Origin of the sequence: Mesorhizobium sp. M0166 (assembly GCF_040322255.1) — a bacterium.
In the GTDB taxonomy this organism is placed as follows: Bacteria; Pseudomonadota; Alphaproteobacteria; order Rhizobiales; family Rhizobiaceae; genus Mesorhizobium.
Map to the genome: position 1 here is coordinate 285,674 of NZ_JAMYTD010000001.1, position 21,999 is coordinate 307,672.

Below are 21,999 nucleotides of genomic sequence, written 5' to 3' on the forward strand. Positions count from 1 at the left end.
AGGCAGCCGCATCCGTGAGGTAACGACAGTGGCTGAAATTCGTGCCGTCGGCGAGGCGATGGAAAGGGCGTTGGCGCTGCTCGAGAGCGGCGATGTCGTCGCCATCCCGACCGAGACCGTCTATGGGCTGGCCGGCGACGCGACCAATGGCGTTGCCGTGGCTCGTATCTTCGAAGCCAAGGGCCGCCCTCGCTTCAACCCGCTGATCGCCCATATAGCCGATCCGGCTATGGCCGAGCGCATCGCGCGGTTCGATCCGCTGTCGGAAAGATTGGCGCAGGCATTCTGGCCGGGACCGCTGACGCTGGTGTTGCCGCAACGGCCCGGCAACGGCATTCATCCGCTGGTCACCGCAGGGCTGGACACGATCGCGCTGCGCATGCCGAAAGGCTTTGGCGGCGAGCTGATCGCCAGGTTCGGCCGCGCTCTTGCGGCGCCCAGTGCCAATTCCTCGGGCAGGATCAGCGCCACGACGGCCGAAGCCGTGGCCGCCGACCTCGGTCCCAGGATCAAGCTTGTGGTCGATGGCGGCGCGACGCCGGTCGGGCTGGAATCGACCATCGTCAAGGTCGAAGCTGGAAAGCTGCGGCTGCTGCGGCCGGGCGGCATTGCCGCCGAAGAGATCGAAGCGGTCGCCGGGACAAAGTTGCTGCGCGGCGCTTCGGTCGTCGAGGCGCCCGGCATGCTTGCCTCGCACTATGCACCAGGTGCGGCGGTGCGGCTCAATGCTGCGGAGGTCGCCCCAGGCGAAGCCTTGCTGGCCTTCGGTGGCCGCCGTGCCGAAGGCTGGCGCGATGCAGCCGCACTGCGCAATTTGTCGGAGACCGGCGACCTGCGCGAGGCGGCAAGCAATCTCTTCGCTCATCTGCAGGATCTCGATCGCAGCGGCGCCAAAACCATCGCCGTCGAGCCGATCCCGTTCGACGGGTTGGGCGAGGCGATCAACGACAGGCTTTCGCGCGCCGCCGCCCCGCGTGACAAGATCGCCCCGCGTGACAAGATGGATTGAGCACCATAGTTTCCACCCATGAACGACATTTCCCCCGACCTCGACCCCGCCGTCGTCGCGCGCTTTGCGACAATCGTCGGCGATAAATATGCACTGCGCGACCAGCAGGACATCGCGCCTTACCTCGCCGAGCGGCGCGGACTTTGGCACGGCAGGACGGCCCTGGTGCTGAGGCCGGGCAGCGTCGAGGAGGTCGGCCGCATCATGCGGCTGGCGAGCGAAACCGGCACGCCAATCGTGCCGCAAAGCGGCAACACCGGGCTGGTCGGCGCCCAGGTGCCGGACGCATCCGGCCGCGAGATCGTGCTGTCGCTGTCGCGGCTGAACCGCATCCGCGAGATCGATACACTGTCCAACACGGTGACGGTCGAAAGCGGCGTCATCCTGCAGACGCTGCAGGAAGCGGCCGATGCCGCCGACCGGCTGTTTCCGCTGTCGCTTGCCGCGCAGGGCTCCTGCCAGATCGGCGGCAATCTATCCTCCAACGCCGGCGGCACCGGCGTGCTTGCCTACGGCAATGCGCGCGAGCTCTGCCTCGGCGTCGAAGTGGTGCTGCCGACCGGCGAAGTGTTCGACGATTTGCGCAAGCTGAAAAAGGACAATACCGGCTACGATTTGAAGAACCTGTTCGTCGGCGCGGAAGGCACGCTCGGCATCATCACCGCTGCCGTGCTCAAGCTTTTCCCCAAGCCCAAGGGGCGCGAGGTGGCGTTTGCCGGCCTGTCATCGCCGGAGGCGGCACTGTCGCTGTTCAGCCTGGCGATGGACCGTGCCGGGGCAGCGCTCACCGCCTTCGAACTGATCGGCCAGAGGCCCTACGACTTCACGCTTGCCCACGCACAAGGCGTGGCGCGGCCGCTGGCCGGCGATTGGCCGTGGTATGTGCTGATGCAGATCTCGTCGGGCCGCTCGGCCGAGGATGCACGGGCGCTGATCGAGGAGGTGCTGGAGGCAGGCCTCGAGCAAGGGATCGTCGGCGATGCCGTGATCGCGGCAAGCATGGCTCAGGGCGATGCGTTCTGGAATTTCCGCGAGGTGCTGCCCGAGGCGCAGAAACCGGAAGGTGCCTCGATCAAGCACGACATCTCGGTGCCGGTGGCGTCGATCCCGCCCTTCATCGAAAAGGCCGCCGGCGCCGTGCAATCGGTCAGTCCCGGCGCGCGCGTCGTCTGCTTCGGTCACATGGGCGACGGCAACCTGCACTACAACATCTCCCGGCCGGTCGACGGTGACGACGAGATGTTTCTCGGCCTTTATCACGTCATGAACAAGGCCGTGCACGACGTCGTGCGCTCGTTTCACGGCTCGATCTCGGCCGAGCACGGCATCGGCCAGTTGAAGCGGGACGAATTGATCGCGACGGCACCGCCGATGGCGATCGAGCTGATGCGCAGGGTGAAGGCCGCGTTCGACCCGGCCGGCATCATGAATCCGGGTAAGGTTATCTGATCCTTTCGCCGGTCAGTGCCGGTTGGCATTCCGATAACCATCCGCCCCGGATCAGCAAAATTTAACCGACTTTCTTAAGCGCGAGGATAAGAAGCTCGCGCTAATGTTTCTCCACAACGAGGCTGGGAAAACCGGCCCGGAGAACCGGAAACACCGGCTCTCAGGAGAAACAGGAAAGGCACGATATGAACACTGGACTGAAGCCAGTCTGGGCCGGCCGCAATATGCGTCTCGACCCATTCCGCCTGCCGCAGGTGGTGAGCTACGCCACGCGCGACGACTATGGCGACGTCACCTTCACCATCGACCAGCGCGGCGCGGTTATCCGCCGCACGCTGGAGATGAGCGGCGTGCCGGCGATCATCGCTCTGCCCGCCAACGCGTTTCGCGGCGTCGCCGCCCGCGCCATGGAGGATCCGGATGGCAATGTCACAGTGACGCTTGAGCTTCTGCACAACGACCCGATGCTGTCGGTGCCGCTGCTGGTCGCCGACGATCTCGACGACGTCGCCGCCGACTGGCGCGCCTGGGCCGACGCCTACCGCCTGCCGATGCTGCTGATCGAGGCCGACGGCATTGCCCGCACGCTGGAAGAATCGCTCGGCGCCGCCATCCAGGCGCTGCCGGCGCAGGACCGCCGCAAGGGCCGCGTCTCGACCATGCGCCGCCCGCGCTTCCTCGCCCGCCGCCGCGCCGGCGACCTCGGCCTCAGGCTGGTCATCGGCGGCGAGGAGCTTATTTCGCGGGAGTAGGCCTGAGCGCCTCTTCCTTCTCCCCCTGTGGGAGAAGGTGGCCGAGCGGAGCTCGGTCGGATGAGGGGTGTTCCAGGGAAGGCCAACGCCTCATTTCTTCTAACACCCCTCAACCGTCTTGACGCTACGCGCCAATCCACCTTCTCCCACAGGGGGAGAAGGGAAAAGGCGCCTAAACCAGCCGCTTCAGCGCCACCCAAGCCGCGCCGCCGATCAGGCCGAGGAAGATCAGCCAGCCGACCTGGTTGTTCGATCTGAACAGTCTTAGGCACTGGTCCGGATCGTCGATGTCGAGCACGGCGGTCTGCCGTGCCATATGCGCGCCGGCGGCGATCAGCCCGGCCAGCGCCGGCACGGGTGCCTGCGCCGAGGCAAAGGCAATGGCGAAGCAGACCAGCGCTCCGCCATAAAGCCCGGCCAGCCAGGCCTTGGTATTGTCGCCGAACAGGCGCGCCGTCGAGCGCACGCCGACGATGGCGTCGTCTTCCTTGTCCTGATGCGCATAGATCGTGTCGTAGCCGATCACCCACAGGATCGAGCCGATGTAGAGCATGATTGCCGGCCCATCGAGATCGCCGAACTCGACCGCCCATCCCATCAGCGCTCCCCAGGAAAAGGCAAGGCCGAGAATGAGTTGCGGCCAATTGGTGTACCGCTTCATGAATGGGTAGACGGCGACGATGACCAGCGAGCCGATGCCGAGCGAGATGGCGAAGCTGTTGAACTGCAAAAGCACGGCAAGGCCGACCAGTGCCTGCACGACAACAAACATCCAGGCCTGCCGGCGCGTGACCTTGCCGGCCGGCAGCGGCCGCGAGCGCGTGCGTTCCACCTGGTTGTCGATGTCCTCGTCGACCAAATCATTGTAGGTGCAGCCGGCGCCACGCATGGCGAACGCGCCAAGAAAAAACAATAGGAGATACCAGGGCGACGGCAACAGCGAGAGCAGCGGATCCGACGGACGTGGATAGGCGCTCGCGGCAAGGGCAGCCGACCACCAGCATGGCCACAGCAGCAATTGCCAGCCGATCGGCCGGTCCCACCGGGCAAGCTGCGCATAGGGCCACAACCCCCTCGGCAGCGCGCGATAGACCCAGTGGCCGCTCGGCGCATCGGCGACGCGGCCCTGGGCCGCTTTCGACTGGACGGTTTCCATTTTGCTGGAGTGGCAGCAGAGGCGAATGCCGTCAAGCGTCAAGCAGGCCCCGCACGCTCGCCACGCGCAATCGGCGCTTCGCCAGCCAAATGTCTTGACCCGTCGCGCGCGGCGCAATAGCGCAGTCCTGGTCTTGGAATGACGAGGAATCTGGACATGCGTGTTTTGTTGATCGGCTCCGGCGGACGAGAACATGCGCTTGGCTGGAAGATCGCGGCGTCGCCGCTGCTGACCAAACTCTACGCGGCGCCCGGCAATCCGGGCATCGGCCGCGAAGCCGAGCTGGTGAAGCTCGATATTGCGGATCACGCAGCGGTGGTCCGGTTTTGCCGCGGGAATGAAATAGACCTCGTCGTGGTCGGACCGGAAGGGCCGCTGGTCGCCGGCATAGCCGACGACCTGCGCGCCGAGGGCATCCGCGTCTTCGGCCCGTCAAAGGCAGCGGCGCGGCTGGAAGGCTCGAAGGGCTTTACCAAAGACCTCTGCGCCAAATACGGCATCCCGACCGCCGCCTATGGCCGGTTCGGCGATCTGGCTTCGGCTAAGGCCTATGTCGAGAAGACGGGCGCGCCGATCGTCATCAAGGCCGACGGCCTCGCTGCCGGCAAGGGCGTCACCGTCGCCATGACGCTTGACGAGGCGCGGGCCGCGCTCGACGCCTGTTTCGACGGCTCCTTCGGCCAGGCCGGCGCGGAAGTGGTGGTCGAGGAGTTTCTCGTCGGCGAAGAAGCAAGTTTCTTCTGCCTATGCGACGGCACCACCGCGCTGCCCTTCGGTACCGCGCAGGACCATAAGCGCCTCAGTGACGGCGACACCGGCCCGAACACCGGCGGCATGGGCGCCTATTCGCCGGCCCCGGTGATGACGCCGGAGATGATCGACCGCACCATGCGCGAGATCGTCGAGCCGACCATGCGCGGCATGGCTGAAACAGGCGCGCCGTTTTCCGGCGTGCTGTTCGCCGGGCTGATGATCACTGACAAGGGGCCGAAGCTGATCGAATACAACACCCGTTTCGGCGACCCGGAATGCCAGGTGCTGATGATGCGGCTGAAGGACGATCTGCTCGTCCTGCTCAACGCCGCCGCCGACGGCCAGCTGGCGCACACCTCGGTGCGCTGGCGCGACGAGGCGGCGCTCACCGTGGTGATGGCAGCCAGGGGTTATCCCGGCACGCCGGAAAAGGGCTCGGTCATTCGCGGCGTCGAGGCGGCGGCAGGTGAGAGCGTCGAGATATTTCATGCCGGCACCGCCATAAACGGCGGCGCACTCGTCGCCAATGGCGGTCGCGTGCTCAACATCACGGCGACCGGCCGTACCGTCGGAGAGGCGCAGAAGAAGGCCTACGCCGCGCTCGACCGGATCGACTGGCCGCAAGGCTTTTGCCGCCGCGACATTGGCTGGCTGGCAGTGGCGCGCGAGCAGTCGAACTGACGCTTAAGGCGGGCCTCGAGCTCAACGCAGGCCCCGATCGAATCCGGTCGAGACGCTGCTGACCGCATCGGCGGCGGGGGCAATTGCAGACACCGATGCCAGGCGCTCTTCGTTTCGCGTCCAGGCAACATATTCGGCAATCCCGCGCGGAAGGCTCGGCGCGGTCTTGGCCGTAGGCGTTTGAAAGCCGCTGCTGAATTTGGCCAGGCGCCTTCTGAATACCGCGACCAGTTGCTCGAGGCTCGGGGGTGCTGCCACAGTGGCGTAGGTCATGGCAGTGCCGGCGAGCCCGGCCTCGCGTGAGAGCGGCACCGGTATCGAGGCGAGGTAATCCGGCTGCACGTCGATCAGGCCGCCGAACGGCCACTGCGCGCGCAATTCCGTCGCGTTCATCGGCGCGACGCTGACGTCGATATCGTTGGGTGTGCCCGCGACCCGGTAAGGACAGCGGAACCGGCCGCAATTGGCTCGCGCCGAAAACTGCCAGAGCGCATAGCCCTGCCAGTTGCCCATCGGAAAATGCACATCGATGTCTGGCTTGTAGCGCGCATACCACAGCGGCAGCCGGGACAGGAGCGGGTATTTATACTTGTTGCCGGCGATATGCCTGGCCGTCGTGCCGTTGGTGTAGAGCACCGGAAAGCGGCCAACCCGACGATGCACATGGCGCACGAATTCCTCGGCATCCTCGAGCGACATCCACTGCGTCGGATCATCGTCCTCGATATCGAGGGCAAGCAGGTCATCCGGCCCGGGTTTCACGAAATTGATGAAATTATTGGCCTGTCCCACGGGGTTGCCGGGCCGGGCGAGATGATAGGCACCCCATTTCAGGCCCAGCGCCTTGGCCACCACCTTGCGCGTCTGGAACAGTTCCTGTGCCATCGCATGGCGCTTCCAAAGCGTCTTGCACAGCCGCATCTCGGTCTCGTCGCCGAAACAGAAATAGGGTGGCGGCATTCCGTCGGATGCCTTGTTGATGAAGCCGACAAGACGCTTGTCGGCGGCTAGCCGGGTCCAGTCGATGGAGTTGTATTCGTAGGCGTCGACGACCAGCGCCCGGTCCGCATCCTTCCACGGTTCGGAGAAATCCGAGGCCTTTGCCGGCGTCAGCGCCAGGGTCATCGCGGCGACAAGGAGAAGCGCTGAGCGGATAAGAGGGTGCGCCGGCGTTTTCAAACAGCAGGTCCTTGCTGGCCAAAGCCCAATCCTGAGCCGCCATGGTTAAGGAAATGCTTCGGGTGCCGAGGGGGCGAGTTGGAGCGCAGGCGAAGGGACCCTTGGTGCTCCTCTAGAGGAAAGCGATGGTTGCGATTGTCAGCCAAATAGTTTCAACGCTGTTGCTATGGGCAGGAACAGTGATAGCGGGCGGCTCTGAAATGAGGTGAAGCCATGTTTGCGATAAAACGCGACCGCCTGGTCATCCTTTGCATCGACAATCAACGCGAAGGCTGCCGGGGCAGCGCCAACGCTGCGTCGTAGCGCATCCACGATCAGCGCCGACCCGATCCGCCGCCCCTGGTATCGGGCATCGACGGCCAGCCTGCCGACCAATATCGCAGGCAGGACCGGGTAGCGTGGCAGATGTCTTGTCTGTTCGTCAGGCAAGGACGCGATTGGTATGCTCGACGCCGCCAAAGTGTAGTATCCGGCGATCGCGCCGCCATCGCGATCCACGGCAACGAAGCAATTGCCGACTCGGCGTTTGACATCTTGGCTGGCTTGCTCCCGGATATAACGGTCGAGCGCCGACACCCCACAACTGAAAGCCTTGCGATCATGCGATCCGCCGAGCGGTTCGATGATGACGGCGAAATTCACCGGGATTCGATGACAAGGCGCTTGTGGGCGTCGGCAGCTTTGCGAAGTGCTTCATTGGGCTCGGGCGGATTGAGAATTGCCTCCATCATGGCGCGCTGATCCTCGACGGAAATACGCATGATGGTGGTGCTCTCGATGGTACGCTGAGCCGCCTCTTGAGCGGCAGCGACCACGAAGTCGCTGACGCTGCGGCCCTGGATTTCGGCGGCGCGTTTCACCACGTCCAGAATATCCGGCGAAATACGAGCTTCGAGACGAGCGGTACGCGTTTGTTGGTTTGGCACTATCTTCACCCCTGATGGACGACTTGTACGGGAATTAGCCGTACAGGTCAAGTGCATGGTCCGACTTGTAATTTTGAGGCGAGGCAGCAACTGCAAAATCCGCGTGACAAAAGTTGACGTTTACGTAAAAAGAAGATGGGCTGACAATTCCAAAAGCAGATGGTTTTGCGTCGGCGCGGGTCTTAAGTTGACCCGCTGGGCTGAGGAGGAGCGAAGGCCATGTATCGGGCACCGGTCGAGGAAATCGCCTTCACCCTGAAACATGTCGCCGGCCTGAAGCCGGCGCTCGATGCCGCCATCTTTGGCGAACTCGGCGAGGACCTCGTCGACGCCATTCTGGCAGAGGCCGGCCGCTTCGCTAGCGAGGAGGTGGCGCCGCTCTATGCGGTCGGCGACCGGCACGGCGCGGTGCTCAACGGCGCTGCCGTCACTACCCCGCTCGGCTGGAAAGAACTTTATCGCCGCTGGATCGGCGGCGGCTGGAATGCGCTGTCCGCGCCGGAAGCGTATGGCGGCCAGGCGCTGCCGACCATGCTCGGCGTCGCCGCGCTCGAAATGTGGAACTCCGCCTCGATGGCGTTCGGCATCGCCCCGACGCTGACCATGGCCGCGGTCGAAGCACTCGACAAGCATGGCTCGCAGGCACTCAAGGCCAGATATCTGGAAAAACTGGTCTCCGGCGAATGGATGGGCACCATGAACCTGACCGAGCCGCAGGCAGGCTCGGATCTGAATGCCTTGCGAACCCGCGCCGAACCGGCCGGCGACGGCACCTACCGCATCTTCGGGCAAAAGATATTCATCACCTATGGCGAGCACGATTTCACCGACAACATCATCCATCTGGTGCTGGCGCGGCTGCCGGACGCGCCGCCCGGCACGCGCGGCCTGTCGCTGTTCCTGGTGCCGAAATTCCTGGTTGGCGACGATGGCGCGCCGGGCGCACGCAACGACGTCTTCTGCTCCGGGCTGGAGCACAAATTGGGCATCCACGCTTCGCCGACCTGCACCATGATCTATGGCGATGGCTTCGAAGGCAGCAGGCCCGGCGCGATCGGCTGGCTGGTCGGCGAGGAGAACAAGGGCCTCGCCTGCATGTTCACCATGATGAACAATGCGCGCCTTGCCGTCGGCATGCAGGGCGTGGCGGTCGCCGAGGCGGCGACGCAGAAGGCGCTCGCCTATGCAAACGACCGCCGACAAGGCAAGGCGGCGAGCTATCGCGGTGCCGGCATGGCGCCGATCGTGCATCATCCCGACATCCAGCGCAGTCTTCTGACCATGAAGGCGCTGACCCAGATTGCCCGCGCCATCTGCTATTCCTGCGCCCACGCCATCGATCTCGCGTCGCAGAGCGAGGATGCAAAGCACTGGCAGGAGCGCGCCAATCTTTTGACGCCGCTGGCCAAGGCATTTTCCACCGATGTCGGTGTCGAGGTCGCCTCGCTCGGGCTGCAGGTGCATGGCGGCATGGGGTTCATCGAGGAGACGGGGGCCGCAGCACTTTATCGCGACGCGCGCATCGCGCCCATTTACGAAGGCACCAATGGCATCCAGGCGATCGATCTGGTGACGCGCAAGCTGCCGCTCGCCGGCGGCCGGCATGTGCATGGCTACATCGCCGAACTTAAGACCGTCGCCGATGCGGTGCGAGCGTCGAACCTCGAAGGCTTCGGCCGCACCGCCGATCGCCTCGACCAGGCGCTCGACGACCTGTCACAGGCGAGCCGTTTCCTGCAAGACCTGCAAGCCGAAGGCCGTTCGGACGAGGCGCTGGCCGGCGCCACACCCTATCTCAGGCTGATCTCGCTTACCGCTGGTGGCGCCTATCTGGCGCGCGGCGCGCTTGCCGACCAAAACCGCATCGGGCTGTGCCGCTTCTTCGCCGAAAACCTGCTTGGCGAGGTGGGCGCGCTCAAGGAGCGCGTCATCGGCGGCGCCGACAGCCTTGCCGCTGCCGGCAAGGCGCTGATTTCAGCCTGAGGTTCGCAACGCCCGAAATTCACAAAGGCCCGAAATTCACAAAGGACCAATCCGTGACAGACCACATCCTCGTCGAACGCCAGGGCGCCATCCAGATCATCCGCATCAACCGTCCGGACAAGAAGAACGCCCTGACCCGCGCCATGTACGCGACGATGTCGGCGGCTCTTGCCGGCGGCGACGCCGATCCGGCGATCCGCGTCCATGTCTTTCTCGGCGCGCCCGGCGCCTTCTCGTCCGGCAACGACCTTGCCGATTTCATGGTCGTCGCCTCGGGCGGCGAAGGCGGTACCGAGGTCTGGGATTTCCTGATGGCGCTGGCCAAGGTGGAAAAGCCGATGGTTTCCGGCGTCGACGGCATTGCGGTCGGTATCGGCACCACGTTCAACCTGCATTGCGACCTGACCTTCGCCACGCCGCGCACAATATTCCGGACGCCCTTCGTCGACCTCGGCCTTGTGCCGGAGGCCGGTTCGAGCCTGCTCGCACCGCAGATCCTCGGCCGGCAAGGCGCCTTCGCGCTGCTTGGCCTCGGCGAGGGCTTTTCGGCCGAGCGGGCGAAGGCCGCCGGGCTGATCTACGAGGTGGTCGAGGAGGAAGAACTCGAGGCATCGGTATTGGCGGCGGCGGGCCAGATCGCTGCCAAACCGCCGCAAGCGCTGAGGATCGCGCGCGACCTGATGCGCGGCTCGCGCGAAGACGTTGTCGAGCGCATCGGCCAGGAAAGCCAGCATTTCCGCGAGCGGCTCAAATCCGACGAGGCCCGCGCGGCCTTGACGGCCTTCATGACCAGGAAAAAGGCCTAGACCATCTGGCCTTGTCTGGCATCGTGAACCCGCCGGCAGCAACCGGCGGGTTTCTTGCCATGATCTCTTTATCACATCGCCATTTTTTTACATTCGGCCTGGGCCTTTGCCGAAGACGTGTCGATCATGAATGTCTTGCCTTTGGCGTCGGTCATCAACATCATGCAATGCTTGATCGGTTTCGCCATTTTCATCATTTCGGCGCTCATCTTCGCGTCGGGCATCATGGTGCCCATATGTCCATCGGGCATGATCGCCATGACCTCCCCACCCTTCATCACTGTCATTGTCCCCATCGCGTCCTCCGCAAAGCCTTGCGAAGCGAAAAGGCAGGCAAGACCGGCCATCGTGACCAACCTGAGTGAATGCATTGCTTCCTCCTGAATTTGCGCCAGCGGCGCGTTGAGCCCTTCCCTGGTTCGTTCCGGCAAGCTGGAACGTTTCACGCACACGAGATCGTGATAGTGGGAATTGGAAGCACAAGGTCTCTGTAGCCCGGGGAGTTCTGGGTTGTTCGGCGCAGGCGCCATGGCCTGACCTGGGTGCCAAGCGACTCACAAGGCCTGGGGCACCGCTGGGCGGCGTGCACATTCCCTTGGTTCACTATGCATGGTTCGTCAGGAACCATTCAACCGTCACCGGTGCTCGGTCGCGATCCGGATGCCGAGCCCGATCAGCACCATTCCGGTCACGCCCTCGATGACGCGGCGGATCGACGGCCGGCGCAGGAAATCGCCTGCCTTGGCGACGACCGTTGCGTAAAGCGTCAGCCAGGCAAAGGTCATGACGGCGAAGACTGCCCCCAGGCCGAGCAGCGCAGTGAAGGTCGCTCCACCGGGGGGCACGAATTGAGGCAGAAGGCTGGCGAAGAACACGGCCATCTTCGGATTGCCGAGATCGCTGATCAGGCCTTGGCGAAAGGCGTTTGCTGCCGTCAGCCGCCGTGCTGGTGTGGTGAAAGCCGCCTCGTGCTGTTGGGGCGGCCGTAACGCATCCTGCAGTGCCTTGACGCCAAGATAGACGAGATAGGCAGCACCGGCATATTTGACGGCAAGAAACAGTGGCTCCGAAGCGACAAGCAGGGCGACGATGCCGGCGCTGGTGGCCAGTGCCCAGATCGTCTGGCCGCTGGAGATGCCGATCGCCGTGAACACGCCGCCTGCGCGTCCGCCAAGCAGCGTGTTTCGAATGGTGATGGCGGTATCCGGCCCGGGTGTTGCGAGCACGACAAACGAGACGCCAAGGAACGCCAGAAACAAGCTCATGGATCACTCCTGAGATCGAAGCAGCACATTGTGCCGCATCGTTTTCTACGGATAAAGCCTCACCTTGTCCCAGCCACCCTCGGCGTTGCGTGAAAAGACGACACGGTCGTGCAGCCGGAACGGACGGTCGTGCCAGAACTCGATGGTTTGCGGCACGATGCGGAAGCCCGACCAGTGTTTTGGCCGCGGGATGTCGCCGATCGCGTGGCGCGCCGTATATTCGGCAACCGCCTTTTCCAGCGCGAAGCGGCTTTCCAGCGGCCGCGACTGTTTGGAGGCCCAGGCGCCGATGCGGCTGCCGCGCGGGCGGGTCGCGTAATAGGCATCGGCTTCGGCATCGGTGACGATCTCCACCGGGCCGCGCGCCCGCACCTGCCGGCGCAACGATTTCCAGTGGAAGCAAATCGCCGCTTTCATGCTTCCAAGAATCTCGCGGCCCTTGGCGCTCTCGAGATTCGTGTAGAAGACAAAGCCGCCCTCGTCGAAGCCCTTGAGCAGCACCATGCGCACGTTCGGCATGCCCTCGGCGTCGACCGTCGCCAGCGCCATTCCGTTGGGGTCGTTGATCTCGCTCTTCGTAGCGTCGTCGAGCCACGACGCAAAAAGCCGGAACGGCTCCGCCGCCTCGGTAAAGTCACCGCTTGTTAACCCGGTTTCGCTCATAGTTTTCCCAAATTTGTCGCCGGCTGGGGAGATTGCCGATTGTCGCGTATCGCGCAAGCTTTTGACAGTGGGCAATGGGGCGTTATCGCTTCGGCCAGCGTCAAAGCCATGATCGTGACAATCATTCTTCCGCTTGCCGCCTGTGGCGGGGGCGGCTTCAGCCTGGAGCAGGCGGAGGTGGACCGCTCGATACTGACCTCGAGCACGCCGGCCTCAGTCACGCCGCTCGATCAGGATCGTGCTTCCGACCAGGCTACGATCCGCAATGCCGTGTCCTCCGCCGACGTCGAACAACTGGCCGGGCAGGCCGTTCCCTGGGCGAATGCCGACACCGGCTCGCGCGGCTCCATCACCGAGCTCGCGGAATTCAGGGTTAACGGCGAGACATGCCGCCGCTTCACTGCGTCACGCGAAAGCTTCGACGGCGTCGCGCTGTTCAAAGGCGAAGTATGCCTGGCTGGCGGCAGCGCATGGCGAATGCAGGATTTCAAGGCGCTCTGATTTTCCGCCGGTGATATAGTGGTAAGCCACTGGAATTTCTTCCTATGCGAGCGCATATAGGAGGCGATCATGGAACCACTCCTTCTCCAGGGCAGTAAGCATGCGCGACCCCTATGAGGTGCTGGGCGTTGCCAAGAACGCATCGGCCAAGGACATAAAATCGGCGTACCGGAAGCTCGCCAAGAAGTATCACCCGGACCAGAATCCGGATCCCAAGGCAAAGGAGCGTTTTGCCGCCGCCAACCAGGCTTACGAGATCGTCGGCGACGAGAAGAACCGGGCGGCTTTCGATCGCGGCGAGATCGACGCCGAAGGCAAACCGCGGTTCCAGGGGTTTGAGAGTGCGGCCGGCGGCGCCGATCCTTTCGCCGGTTTCCGCCGGCAGCAAGGGCCGGGCGGCGCGCATTTTGAATTCCGCACCGGCCGTCCCGGCGGTGATCCGTTCGACGGCAACAGCGACATCTTCAGCCAGATCTTCGGCGATGCTTTCAGCCAGCAGCGCGGTGCCGGCACGGGCGCCGGCCGCCGGATGCCGACCGCAGCCGACCTCAACGTGACGCTGGACGTCACCATCGAGGAGGCCGCAACCGCGGAGAAGGTGACGGCGATGTTCCCCGACGGCCGCAAGATGGCGGTCAAGTTGCCGGCCTATGTCGAGGACGGTCAGACCATCCGGTTGAAAGGCCAGGGTGAGCAAGGGCCGGGGCAGCCGGGCGATGCACTGGTCAAGATCCGCTTTCGCCGGCACCCTCGCTACCGCGTCGAGGGCCGCGACCTGCATGTCGACCTGCCGGTGGGGTTGGCCGATGCGGTGCTTGGCGCCAAAGTAGCGGTCGAAACCCCGACGGGCAGGATTGCGGTCAACGTCCCTCCTTGGTCGAGCTCGGACAAGGTTCTGCGGCTGAAGGGCAGGGGCCTGCCGGAAAAGGCCGGCGGTCACGCTGATCTCTACGCGCATGTGCGGCTGATGCTGCCGGAAGGCGGCGATGCCGAGCTCGAGGCGCTGATGCGCCGGCGAAAGGGATGACGGTCGAAAGGCCAGCGCTTGATACCATGTGTGAAAAGCGTGCCCTCCGCGGCGGGCATGCCCGCGACCATACGATCACAATGGAAAGGGAACCTCGTGGATGGCCTGGGAAACTGATGGCCTCAAACCTAGGCGCACAGGAACGTCATAGAGCCTGCCGCCGCCCAACCGGGGCTTGGTAGGACGAAGTCCAGGTACAAACACTCGTGCAACAGGCGATTCAGCGTTGTGCGTCAGGTTAACCGCAAAGATCTCAAGTTCGTGCTCGCGGCAGATGTCGAGGCAATAGTTCCAATCCAGTCGCAGCTCGACTGACGAGGCCTGAACTGCTGAATTGCCGGACAGGTGAGGACGGCGGTGAATGTTCTCATCCATGTGCCACCGGTAGAGGTGCAGCGCGCCGGGGGTAAAGGCCGCCGTGCCGGACACGTCGGCGTTCCGTTTGAGCAGGGCAAGGTTCGCCTCACATTCTGCAAGTTCCCCCACCGCGCGCCGGGCCGCCTCCGACATGGATCGTCCGGCCGCGAATCCGAACGCCATCGCGCCACCCCCGACGTGATGAGAAATTGCAGCGACAATGGGGATGGGCAGGTCAAGCGTCAGGAGCAGAAGCCGCAATTCGCGGTTCTGCGTCAGCAGCCAATCAGCGTATTGGGACGCCAGTCCATCCGACAGCGAAGTCAGGTCTATCCGAGGCAGAACCAGCCGATTGTACCACCATATGGCTGTTGCATCGCGCTCCACGACTTCGCAGAAGCCGCGCACGACCGCGTCCTCTATGCTCGATCCCCTCGCAAGACCATTGGAGTCAGCCGGGGGCAGACCTGATGACTCATCGTTGGGATACCCAAGAAAGCACAATCCCGCAGGCACCCAGGCCTGGCTCGTGCTGAAGCGCGGATCACTCCGGATCCAGTCCAGCGGCTGCGACCTGTGCCAGCGGATCGGGACCGCGCGGCTATCATCGACGTTTTTGTTCCAATGCAGCCGCTCGCAATACTGCGCATCACTGAAAAGTGTGAGTGCAGGCGGCTCGATCACGCGCCCGCGCAATTCGCCGGCGCGGGCGCGTGAGAGTCGCTCATGAGGGATCATCTGGGCGAAATAGGTTTCATCGGCCTCATACCCGCAGGCGGTTGCCGCCTCCTGGGTGGTGTTGCCCCACCCTGACACAAAACGAGAAGGTCTGGCCCCTCGTACGGGACCGACCGCGACCGTGATCGGGCATCCGAGCGTGGGATCGGTGATCACGATGGGGCCGTAAACCAGGCTTGACCCGCCGGCCCCTGCCTCGGACGCCTGCCGCTCCGGCATTATGGACCCTTCACCCAAGCACGGCCCTCACTGTTCAATCCTCTACACCAAATGCTCATTCGCACGCTGACACGCACTGGAGTATGATGCAAACTCCTGCGAGGCGCTTCGATATCGTCAAGCCGACGTTGAACATAATATAACCCGCCGAGGGAGAGAATGAACGCGGGCGACAGCAATCTTCAGCGACGTCTGACGGCTATCCTGGCTGCTGACATGGTCGGTTACTCGTCGCTGATGGCCCGCGACGAAGAGCGCACCTTCGCGCTCGTCAAACATCTCATGCAGGACGAAATAGAGCCTAGGATCACGCAGCACCGGGGACGGGTTGTGAGAACGACCGGAGACGGGATGCTCGCCGAGTTTCCGAGCGCTTTCGGAGCCGTGCAGTCAGCAGTGGAAGTCCAGGAACTGCTTGTCGGCCAGTCTTCGGGGAAGGCCAGCCAGGAAATTTTCCTCCGGATTGGGATCAACTTCGGTGATATCATTGTCGATACCGATGGCGATGTGTTTGGAGATACCGTCAACATAGCCGCGCGCCTGGAACAGTTCGCCAGCCCGGGCGGTATCTGCCTTTCCGGAAAGGTGCACGACGAAGTTCGCGACAAAATTCATCTTCCGTTTGAATATTGCGGCGAACAGCATCTCAAGAACATTCCACGCCCGATTTCCGTATACTCGTTGTTCCAAAAGCCCAAAGGGCTGCCGCCTGCATCGACTGCGCAGGTGGCTGGTCCGAGCAAGCCCTCCATCCTCGTTCGCCCGTTCAAGAGCGCGGGCGACGTCCAACCCTATTTCAGTGGCGGCTTCACCGAAGACATCGTCACGGAACTGACGCGCTTTACTCAGCTTACGGTTGCGTCCCATTATACGTCGACGCGGCTCAAGGATGTGGACCTGGTCGCGGATAACGGCGTGGATTTCGTCATCGAAGGCGGGATCCGCCGCATGGGCCGGCGAATGCGCATTACATGCGAGCTGGTCGACGCAACCTCGGGTGAGTGCTTGTGGGCCGAGCGCTACGACGGGGACGAGCAGGACATCTTCGATGTCCAGGACGAACTGATCGGGAAGATCGTCGGGACCGTTATCGGCCGTCTTACGGCCGCAGGCGCCGAGAAGGCGCGGCGTAAACCACCTGCCAATCTCGCGGCCTATGAGTGCGTGCTCCGGGGCAATGCCCTGCCCCTGGGCGACATCGCGGCCGAAATGGAGGCTCGACAGTGGTATCAGCGAGCGATCGAGCTCGATCCATCCTACGGGCGCGCGTACGCCAAGCTCGCCCACTATAAACAGCTTGAATGGTTTCGCGACATGGGGCCGTCGGATGCGGTGCTTGCCGAGGCTTATGACATCGCCAAAAAAGCGGTGGCGCTTTCCCCCAATGATCCAGTCTGCCTGAACATACTGGGCTGGGTGCTCCTCCACCGTCGTGATTTCGACGTCGCATCTCAGCTATACACACGCGCGCTCGAACTCAATCCGCACGATCCCGAGCAGGTCTCCTATCAAGGGACTTATCAAACATTTGCCGGCGAGCCCCAAAGTGCCTTGGACTGGTTCGAACGGGCGCGAGTGCTCGATCCCCTGTACGAGCCTTCATGGTATTGGCCATTCCGCGGTCTTGCCCATTTCATTGCCCACCGTCCGGACAAGGCAGTTGTCGATCTGGGCCGCTCGTCCACCATGCCGACCTGGGTCAAGGTCTATCTGGCTGCAGCGAACGCCCTGCTTGGCCGAAGCCAAGAGGCGAAGAGCTACACGTTGCTGGTTCTGCGTGGTGCACCGGAGTTCTCCGGGCGGCGGTTCGCCACCAAGGAACCTTACAAGCTGGACGGAGACCGCAACACGCTGCTCAACGGCATGCGGGAAGCGGGATTGCCCGAGTAGGGGCTGGCGACTATCTGCAGCCGAAGAGCACGGCCGTGGCTAGCTCGTCATGGTAGTGCCTGCCCTGGGCATATTTGTGATAGTCGTGGAGATAATCGATCAGATCGCCGCGGGTCAGGACCCCCCTCGGCACCTGGGGCACCACCACATTGATCAAGTTCGGTTCGTCTACGTGAACTTCGACAGACACTCCCGTTTCCACGATGTCTTCCAGCACGATCTTGAGATCACGCTTCAGGTCCGCATAGGCGACAGCATCCGGGATCGCGTCGCCCCCGTCGAGAGGGTCATCCTCGTATTTTATGGGCTGCCCATTTAGATCTTCTATCGTCAGTGTCTGCGAATGTGGCGCTGTTCCGGCGGCGGCGGTCCGGACCCTGATGTTGCCGATGGCACGGCCTGCTTCCGGCCGAAGCCTGATAGTATCACCGACGGCGAAAATCTGCCGATCAATGGTAATTGTTAGGGGATCTGTTGAATCCATGGACAAGATACGTGATGAGGCCGGCAAAAGCTTGAGCCAGGCCCCTACGATCGCTGCGCCGATCTCTTGGACTTGCCGACCTGGCTTCAATTCTGCCCTGGGCATCGCCGAGGCTCCCCTCCGAGGTCAATGCAAATAGCCTAAACGCATTTTGCATCTGTCGCAAGCAATGCGCAGGCGGCATGCTCGCATCGACTCGATGTTTTCATGGACAGAAAGCCGTATTGGGAGCATTCTGATCCTCGCGGTATCAGTAACGACAGCCGGAGGGTGTACGAATGATACTTGCTCAACTTCGTGTGCTGTTGCTCGGCTGTCTCCTCGCCGTTGTCGGAACAGTGAGACCGGAAGCGTCAAGCGAGGAGGGCCTCACCGACAGCGGTGACATCGAAAAGACTTTCATCGTCGACATCGCCAGGGCGGCGGAGTTACGCAAGGATATCGGCGCGCTGAACAAGTTCATCGCAGGCAAGGGCAAGCTGGAAGCGGTGGATATGCCGGATATCGGTATCAGCATCGTGACGGGGACCTTTTCCGAGAGCGAGATCGAAGAGCTGCGCTCCAGGGGATATGAGGAGCCGGATCCTTTCGTGGTGAACCTGTTCGATGGTGCCAGCTGCGAGGGGCCGGAACTCCTGGGCACCTCGCCGACTGCGGACGTTGTCCCTCCCAGCGTCTGCAGGGTCGTCGGGTCACCACAGCCGGTGGCTTCAGGATCGCCCACCGTATGGATCATCGACAGCGGAGTGGATTGGAACGTTGTCACCGCCGGGCTCCTCAAGGTTCAGGAAGCCATCGATTGCACGAGCAGCCCATGCCAGACCGTGTCGAGCCTCGACGACACGGTAGGGCACGGGACGATGGTGGCAGCAGTTATCGGCGGAAAGCGCGTCAAGCAGGGCGACCAGTATATAGGTCTGGTTGGTGTCAGCCCCGACGCCCCGCTCAAGATCGTAAAGGCCTTCAGTAAGCTGAAGACCGAAATTTTCGGCCCGCCTCTTCTCGCGCTTCGCTATGTTCGGGACAACGCGGTTGCCGGGGATATTCTGAACGTGAGTTGGGGTGCATTATATCTGGAGAGCACCAGACGCGGAAGCACGTTGCAAGATCTTAAATTTCTCGACGCCCTTCTTTATCAGATCGCCGACCGTCAGGTGCGCGTTGTGATAGCTGCGGGCAACCCCCGGGAAGACGAAGAGGGTCCTTGGGTACAGTCTTATTTCCCGGCCAATGCAGCGACTTATTTTTCGCCTGTGACGACAGGAAACAAGGTGGGAGCGATATACAGCGCGTCGGCTTCCAACAGCGAATATATTCAGGTGGCAACTCCTGGGAAATGCCAAGGCATCAGCAACGCCTGGTGCGACACGCTATGGCGCAGGGGGGCATTCGGCGCGTCCTATGCTGAACCGGGCGTCAATGTCCTGTCACTGTGGAAGAGCCGAAAGAGCGGCAAGCTCCGGAGGAACATCTGTTCGGGCACATCTTTCGCAGCCCCGGCACTTGCCGGCCTTTTGGTTCGCAATGCGCAGCCGACGAACAAGGCTCTGACAACGGGAAGTCTTATTCCGAATACGGATCTGCTAGGGTATATGACCGCGGGTACGCCGGTGAACCCAAGTTCGGACGAGCCTAAATGCAACTGACCCGAAGGGCAGCGCTGCAAGGTTTGGCCTTGGCGTCCGCGTTCGGTAGCGTGCGTCTGGCTGGTGCCTCGCTTGTGGACGAAGATCCTCGCCTTCTGCTCGTCCACGTGCGTGGCGGACTCGATGCATTAGCTGCCGTGCCGCCCTACGGCGATCCGCATTTTGCCTCGGCGCGCGGGCCCCTCGTGCCTTTCCCGAACTCCGGCGTCGCCGAGATGCTCAAGCTCGACGGGCTCTTCGCGCTTCATCCGGCGCTCGGGCCCCTTCTGCCCTACTACTCGTGCGGCGAGTTGCTCATCGTGCCCGCGACCGCAATTCCGGATGCGGGCCGGTCCCACGCGGCCGCCCAGGCGGCGCTGTTCGACGGCGATATCGACGGCGGCAGCGCCGGATGGCTCGACCGCGCTTCGTCTGTACTGTCGCGCCGGCAGAAGGCGGTGTGGCGGGCCAGACCGGCCGATCGATCGATGGACATGCTGGCCGATCTTGCGCTGGCCAATCCTCGGCTCGACTTCGTCCGCCTCTGCGCCGAGGGCACTTGGCCGTCCGGCGCAAAGACCAGCGAAAGCCTTCTGGAACAACATGCCGCATGCGACGCGGCTCGCTTCGGCGACGCGGCCAGGAGCGCGGCGCTTGCCCTGTCAGCTACGGGCGGACCGCGGATCGCGATGCTCGAGGTGGCCGGCTTCGACACGCATGTGGCGCAGGGAGCGGACTTCGGAAGGCTGGCGCGGAGTTTGAATGGGCTGGCGCGGGGCCTCATTGCATTTGCCCAAGCGTCCGGGCCTGCCTGGAACAGGACGGCGGTGCTGGTGGTCACGGAGTTCGGCCGTTCCGTGGTGCCCAACACCGACGGCGGCACTGATCACGGCGTCGCGAGCGTCACATTGTTAATGGGTGGCGCCGTTGCCGGCGGGCGAGTAGGCAATCGCTGGCCCGGTCTTGCTCGAGACCTGCTTCATGGCGGAACAGACTTGGCTGCTACGACGGACGTACGATCGATCATAAAGGGCGTGCTGACGGAACACCTGCATCTTTCTGACCGAGCAGTGGCTAAAATTTTCCCAGGTGCTGCCGGGATACCGGCGGTGCGTGGACTGTTTATCAGGAACCGTTGTCCAGGCGGAGACTGCTTCGATGTGATCTCCAGCGCGGTTTAGCTTCTTATCCGCGTTTTCGTCGGCTACGGGGCGCATCGAACTGCAATACGCGACGCCTAATCTTAAGTGGCCGCTTCTGGGAAGCTTCCGGAATGACGGATATTGTGAAGGGTTTCGAATGCCGGCCTACAGCGCGGTCGCCTATAATGTCCGGTTTAAGGCAATGGCCGAGCTAGCTTGAATGCCCGAGACGGGGCGCAAAGCGGTCGTCCACGGCTCAAACCATGGACGTTGTCTTGGGTCATGGCGTGACTTCGGCTGGCTAACGAACTTCCCCCAAAGGGTCATCTTCCGCCGTGCCACACAGATACTAAGTGTCCGATCTTTCCACTGGCCCACGACTGCAAGGTCAACGTGCTACAGCATTCTTTGCGCGTCCAAAGGATGCGCGGCTCTGTAGACCAACGGCTTTGTCCCCCGAACTGTCCGCTTTGAACGCTTGAAGGGGCACTGTGGCTGTGCGATAGGCACTCCACAACGTAGAGAACCTTGCGGAGAGCGCTGACATGGCGGGTGGACGGGGCCTTATGGCCGGCAAGCGCGGCCTTATCCTTGGCATCGCCAACAATCGCTCGATCGCTTATGGCATCGCCAAGGCCTGTGTAGACCATGGCGCCGAGATCGCGCTGACCTATCAGGGCGAGGCGTTCAAGAAACGCGTCGAGCCGCTCGCGGCGGAACTGGGCGCGCATGTCGCCGGCCATTGTGATGTGACCGACCCGGCCAGCCTCGATGCGGTGTTCGCCGATATCGCCAGCCATTGGGGCAAGCTCGATTTCCTCGTCCACGCCATTGCCTTCTCCGACAAGGACGAGCTGACCGGCCGCTATGTCGAGACGACGCGCGACAACTTCCTACGCACAATGGATATTTCGGTCTATTCCTTCACCACCATCGCCAAACGCGCCGAGGCGCTGATGACCGACGGCGGCTCGCTGCTGACGCTGACCTATTACGGCGCGGAAAAGGTAATGCCGCACTACAACGTCATGGGTGTCGCCAAGGCGGCGCTCGAAGCCAGCGTGCGCTATCTGGCCGTCGACCTCGGCGCCAAGAAGATCCGCGTCAACGCCATCTCCGCCGGCCCGATCAAGACGCTTGCCGCATCCGGCATCGGCGATTTCCGCTACATCCTGAAGTGGAACGAATACAATTCGCCGTTGAAGCAGACGGTCACGCAGGAGGAGGTCGGCGATTCCGGCGTCTATTTCCTGTCCGACCTTTCGCGCGGCGTCACCGGCGAGATCCATCATGTCGATTCCGGCTATCATGTTGTCGGCATGAAGGCGGTCGACGCGCCGGATATTTCGACGGTCAAGGACTGACACCACCGCCTGATCTCTTCCGGAAGACCT

At 62.9% G+C, this 21,999-nt stretch carries 21 protein-coding genes; 12 read left to right on the plus strand and 9 right to left on the minus strand.

Going from position 1 to position 21,999, the window contains the following annotated elements; all coding sequences use genetic code 11:
• The first annotated feature begins 28 nt into the window (after positions 1 to 28).
• From NKJ46_RS01400 to NKJ46_RS01410, 3 genes are all read left to right on the plus strand, one after another.
• Positions 29 to 1,009 (plus strand): L-threonylcarbamoyladenylate synthase, encoded by a 981-nt coding sequence (locus NKJ46_RS01400; RefSeq protein ID WP_352660911.1) that lies wholly within the window; start codon positions 29 to 31, stop codon positions 1,007 to 1,009.
• Between the two features lie 18 nt (positions 1,010 to 1,027).
• Positions 1,028 to 2,458, plus strand: coding sequence for an FAD-binding oxidoreductase (locus tag NKJ46_RS01405; protein WP_352660914.1), 1,431 nt, complete (start codon positions 1,028 to 1,030; stop codon positions 2,456 to 2,458).
• A gap of 185 nt (positions 2,459 to 2,643) precedes the next feature.
• Positions 2,644 to 3,210, plus strand: coding sequence for a DUF6101 family protein (locus tag NKJ46_RS01410; RefSeq protein ID WP_352660917.1), 567 nt, complete (start codon positions 2,644 to 2,646; stop codon positions 3,208 to 3,210).
• Between the two features lie 172 nt (positions 3,211 to 3,382).
• On the opposite strand, the gene ubiA is transcribed toward NKJ46_RS01410, so the two are convergent.
• Positions 3,383 to 4,366: a 4-hydroxybenzoate octaprenyltransferase gene (gene ubiA, locus NKJ46_RS01415; protein WP_352660920.1), complete on the minus strand. Its 984-nt coding sequence runs from the start codon at positions 4,364 to 4,366 to the stop codon at positions 3,383 to 3,385.
• A gap of 156 nt (positions 4,367 to 4,522) precedes the next feature.
• Here ubiA and purD point away from each other — a divergent pair, with 156 nt between their 5' ends.
• Entirely contained in the window at positions 4,523 to 5,800 is a 1,278-nt protein-coding gene (gene purD, locus NKJ46_RS01420) for a phosphoribosylamine--glycine ligase (protein WP_352660923.1), read from the plus strand.
• 21 nt (positions 5,801 to 5,821) lie between these two features.
• On the opposite strand, the gene NKJ46_RS01425 is transcribed toward purD, so the two are convergent.
• The 3 genes from NKJ46_RS01425 to NKJ46_RS01435 all read right to left on the minus strand — a co-directional run bounded on the left by NKJ46_RS01425 (position 5,822) and on the right by NKJ46_RS01435 (position 7,956).
• Positions 5,822 to 6,925 carry a glycoside hydrolase family 25 protein gene (locus NKJ46_RS01425; RefSeq protein ID WP_352661332.1) on the minus strand — a complete coding sequence of 368 codons (1,104 nt, stop codon included), beginning with the start codon at positions 6,923 to 6,925 and terminating at the stop codon, positions 5,822 to 5,824.
• Between the two features lie 192 nt (positions 6,926 to 7,117).
• Positions 7,118 to 7,621 carry a GNAT family N-acetyltransferase gene (locus NKJ46_RS01430; protein WP_352660926.1) on the minus strand — a complete coding sequence of 168 codons (504 nt, stop codon included), beginning with the start codon at positions 7,619 to 7,621 and terminating at the stop codon, positions 7,118 to 7,120.
• Positions 7,618 to 7,956, minus strand: a complete 339-nt coding sequence (locus NKJ46_RS01435; protein ID WP_352660928.1) for a type II toxin-antitoxin system TacA family antitoxin — start codon at positions 7,954 to 7,956, stop codon at positions 7,618 to 7,620. The genes NKJ46_RS01430 and NKJ46_RS01435 overlap by 4 nt, the downstream gene beginning before the upstream one ends.
• Positions 7,957 to 8,124: 168 nt before the next feature.
• Between NKJ46_RS01435 and NKJ46_RS01440 the strand changes: the two genes are divergently transcribed.
• Both NKJ46_RS01440 and NKJ46_RS01445 read left to right on the plus strand, forming a co-directional pair.
• Complete coding sequence (locus NKJ46_RS01440; protein WP_352660931.1) at positions 8,125 to 9,888, plus strand: acyl-CoA dehydrogenase family protein; 1,764 nt, start codon at positions 8,125 to 8,127, stop codon at positions 9,886 to 9,888.
• Between the two features lie 53 nt (positions 9,889 to 9,941).
• Positions 9,942 to 10,694 carry a crotonase/enoyl-CoA hydratase family protein gene (locus tag NKJ46_RS01445; protein ID WP_352660933.1) on the plus strand — a complete coding sequence of 251 codons (753 nt, stop codon included), beginning with the start codon at positions 9,942 to 9,944 and terminating at the stop codon, positions 10,692 to 10,694.
• A 71-nt stretch (positions 10,695 to 10,765) separates the two neighbouring features.
• On the opposite strand, the gene NKJ46_RS01450 is transcribed toward NKJ46_RS01445, so the two are convergent.
• The 3 genes from NKJ46_RS01450 to pdxH all read right to left on the minus strand — a co-directional run bounded on the left by NKJ46_RS01450 (position 10,766) and on the right by pdxH (position 12,622).
• Positions 10,766 to 11,224, minus strand: a complete 459-nt coding sequence (locus NKJ46_RS01450) for a hypothetical protein (RefSeq protein WP_352660935.1) — start codon at positions 11,222 to 11,224, stop codon at positions 10,766 to 10,768.
• Between the two features lie 105 nt (positions 11,225 to 11,329).
• Entirely contained in the window at positions 11,330 to 11,959 is a 630-nt protein-coding gene (locus NKJ46_RS01455; protein ID WP_352660937.1) for a LysE family translocator, read from the minus strand.
• Between the two features lie 45 nt (positions 11,960 to 12,004).
• Entirely contained in the window at positions 12,005 to 12,622 is a 618-nt protein-coding gene (gene pdxH / locus NKJ46_RS01460) for a pyridoxamine 5'-phosphate oxidase (protein ID WP_352660940.1), read from the minus strand.
• A gap of 39 nt (positions 12,623 to 12,661) precedes the next feature.
• On the opposite strand from pdxH, the gene NKJ46_RS01465 reads away from it, so the two are divergent.
• Together NKJ46_RS01465 and NKJ46_RS01470 are read left to right on the plus strand one after the other, a co-directional pair.
• Positions 12,662 to 13,123, plus strand: a complete 462-nt coding sequence (locus NKJ46_RS01465) for an RT0821/Lpp0805 family surface protein (protein ID WP_352660943.1) — start codon at positions 12,662 to 12,664, stop codon at positions 13,121 to 13,123.
• Positions 13,124 to 13,223: 100 nt separating this feature from the next.
• Positions 13,224 to 14,150 carry a DnaJ C-terminal domain-containing protein gene (locus NKJ46_RS01470; protein ID WP_352660946.1) on the plus strand — a complete coding sequence of 309 codons (927 nt, stop codon included), beginning with the start codon at positions 13,224 to 13,226 and terminating at the stop codon, positions 14,148 to 14,150.
• Positions 14,151 to 14,225: 75 nt separating this feature from the next.
• On the opposite strand, the gene NKJ46_RS01475 is transcribed toward NKJ46_RS01470, so the two are convergent.
• The gene (locus NKJ46_RS01475; RefSeq protein WP_352660949.1) at positions 14,226 to 15,464 is read right to left on the minus strand and encodes a YcaO-like family protein; all 1,239 of its coding nucleotides are present in this window, start codon (positions 15,462 to 15,464) and stop codon (positions 14,226 to 14,228) included.
• Positions 15,465 to 15,623: 159 nt separating this feature from the next.
• On the opposite strand from NKJ46_RS01475, the gene NKJ46_RS01480 reads away from it, so the two are divergent.
• Positions 15,624 to 17,354: an adenylate/guanylate cyclase domain-containing protein gene (locus NKJ46_RS01480; RefSeq protein WP_352660952.1), complete on the plus strand. Its 1,731-nt coding sequence runs from the start codon at positions 15,624 to 15,626 to the stop codon at positions 17,352 to 17,354.
• 10 nt (positions 17,355 to 17,364) lie between these two features.
• Here NKJ46_RS01480 and NKJ46_RS01485 read toward each other — a convergent pair whose 3' ends face one another.
• Complete coding sequence (locus NKJ46_RS01485; RefSeq protein ID WP_292663892.1) at positions 17,365 to 17,943, minus strand: hypothetical protein; 579 nt, start codon at positions 17,941 to 17,943, stop codon at positions 17,365 to 17,367.
• Positions 17,944 to 18,116: 173 nt separating this feature from the next.
• On the opposite strand from NKJ46_RS01485, the gene NKJ46_RS01490 reads away from it, so the two are divergent.
• The 3 genes from NKJ46_RS01490 (at position 18,117) to fabI (ending at position 21,969) form a co-directional block, all read left to right on the plus strand.
• Entirely contained in the window at positions 18,117 to 19,484 is a 1,368-nt protein-coding gene (locus tag NKJ46_RS01490) for a S8 family serine peptidase (protein ID WP_352660956.1), read from the plus strand.
• Positions 19,475 to 20,644, plus strand: coding sequence for a DUF1501 domain-containing protein (locus tag NKJ46_RS01495; RefSeq protein ID WP_352660959.1), 1,170 nt, complete (start codon positions 19,475 to 19,477; stop codon positions 20,642 to 20,644). The genes NKJ46_RS01490 and NKJ46_RS01495 overlap by 10 nt, the downstream gene beginning before the upstream one ends.
• Positions 20,645 to 21,150: 506 nt before the next feature.
• Complete coding sequence (gene fabI, locus NKJ46_RS01500; protein WP_031211054.1) at positions 21,151 to 21,969, plus strand: enoyl-ACP reductase FabI; 819 nt, start codon at positions 21,151 to 21,153, stop codon at positions 21,967 to 21,969.
• Positions 21,970 to 21,999 lie beyond the last annotated feature (30 nt).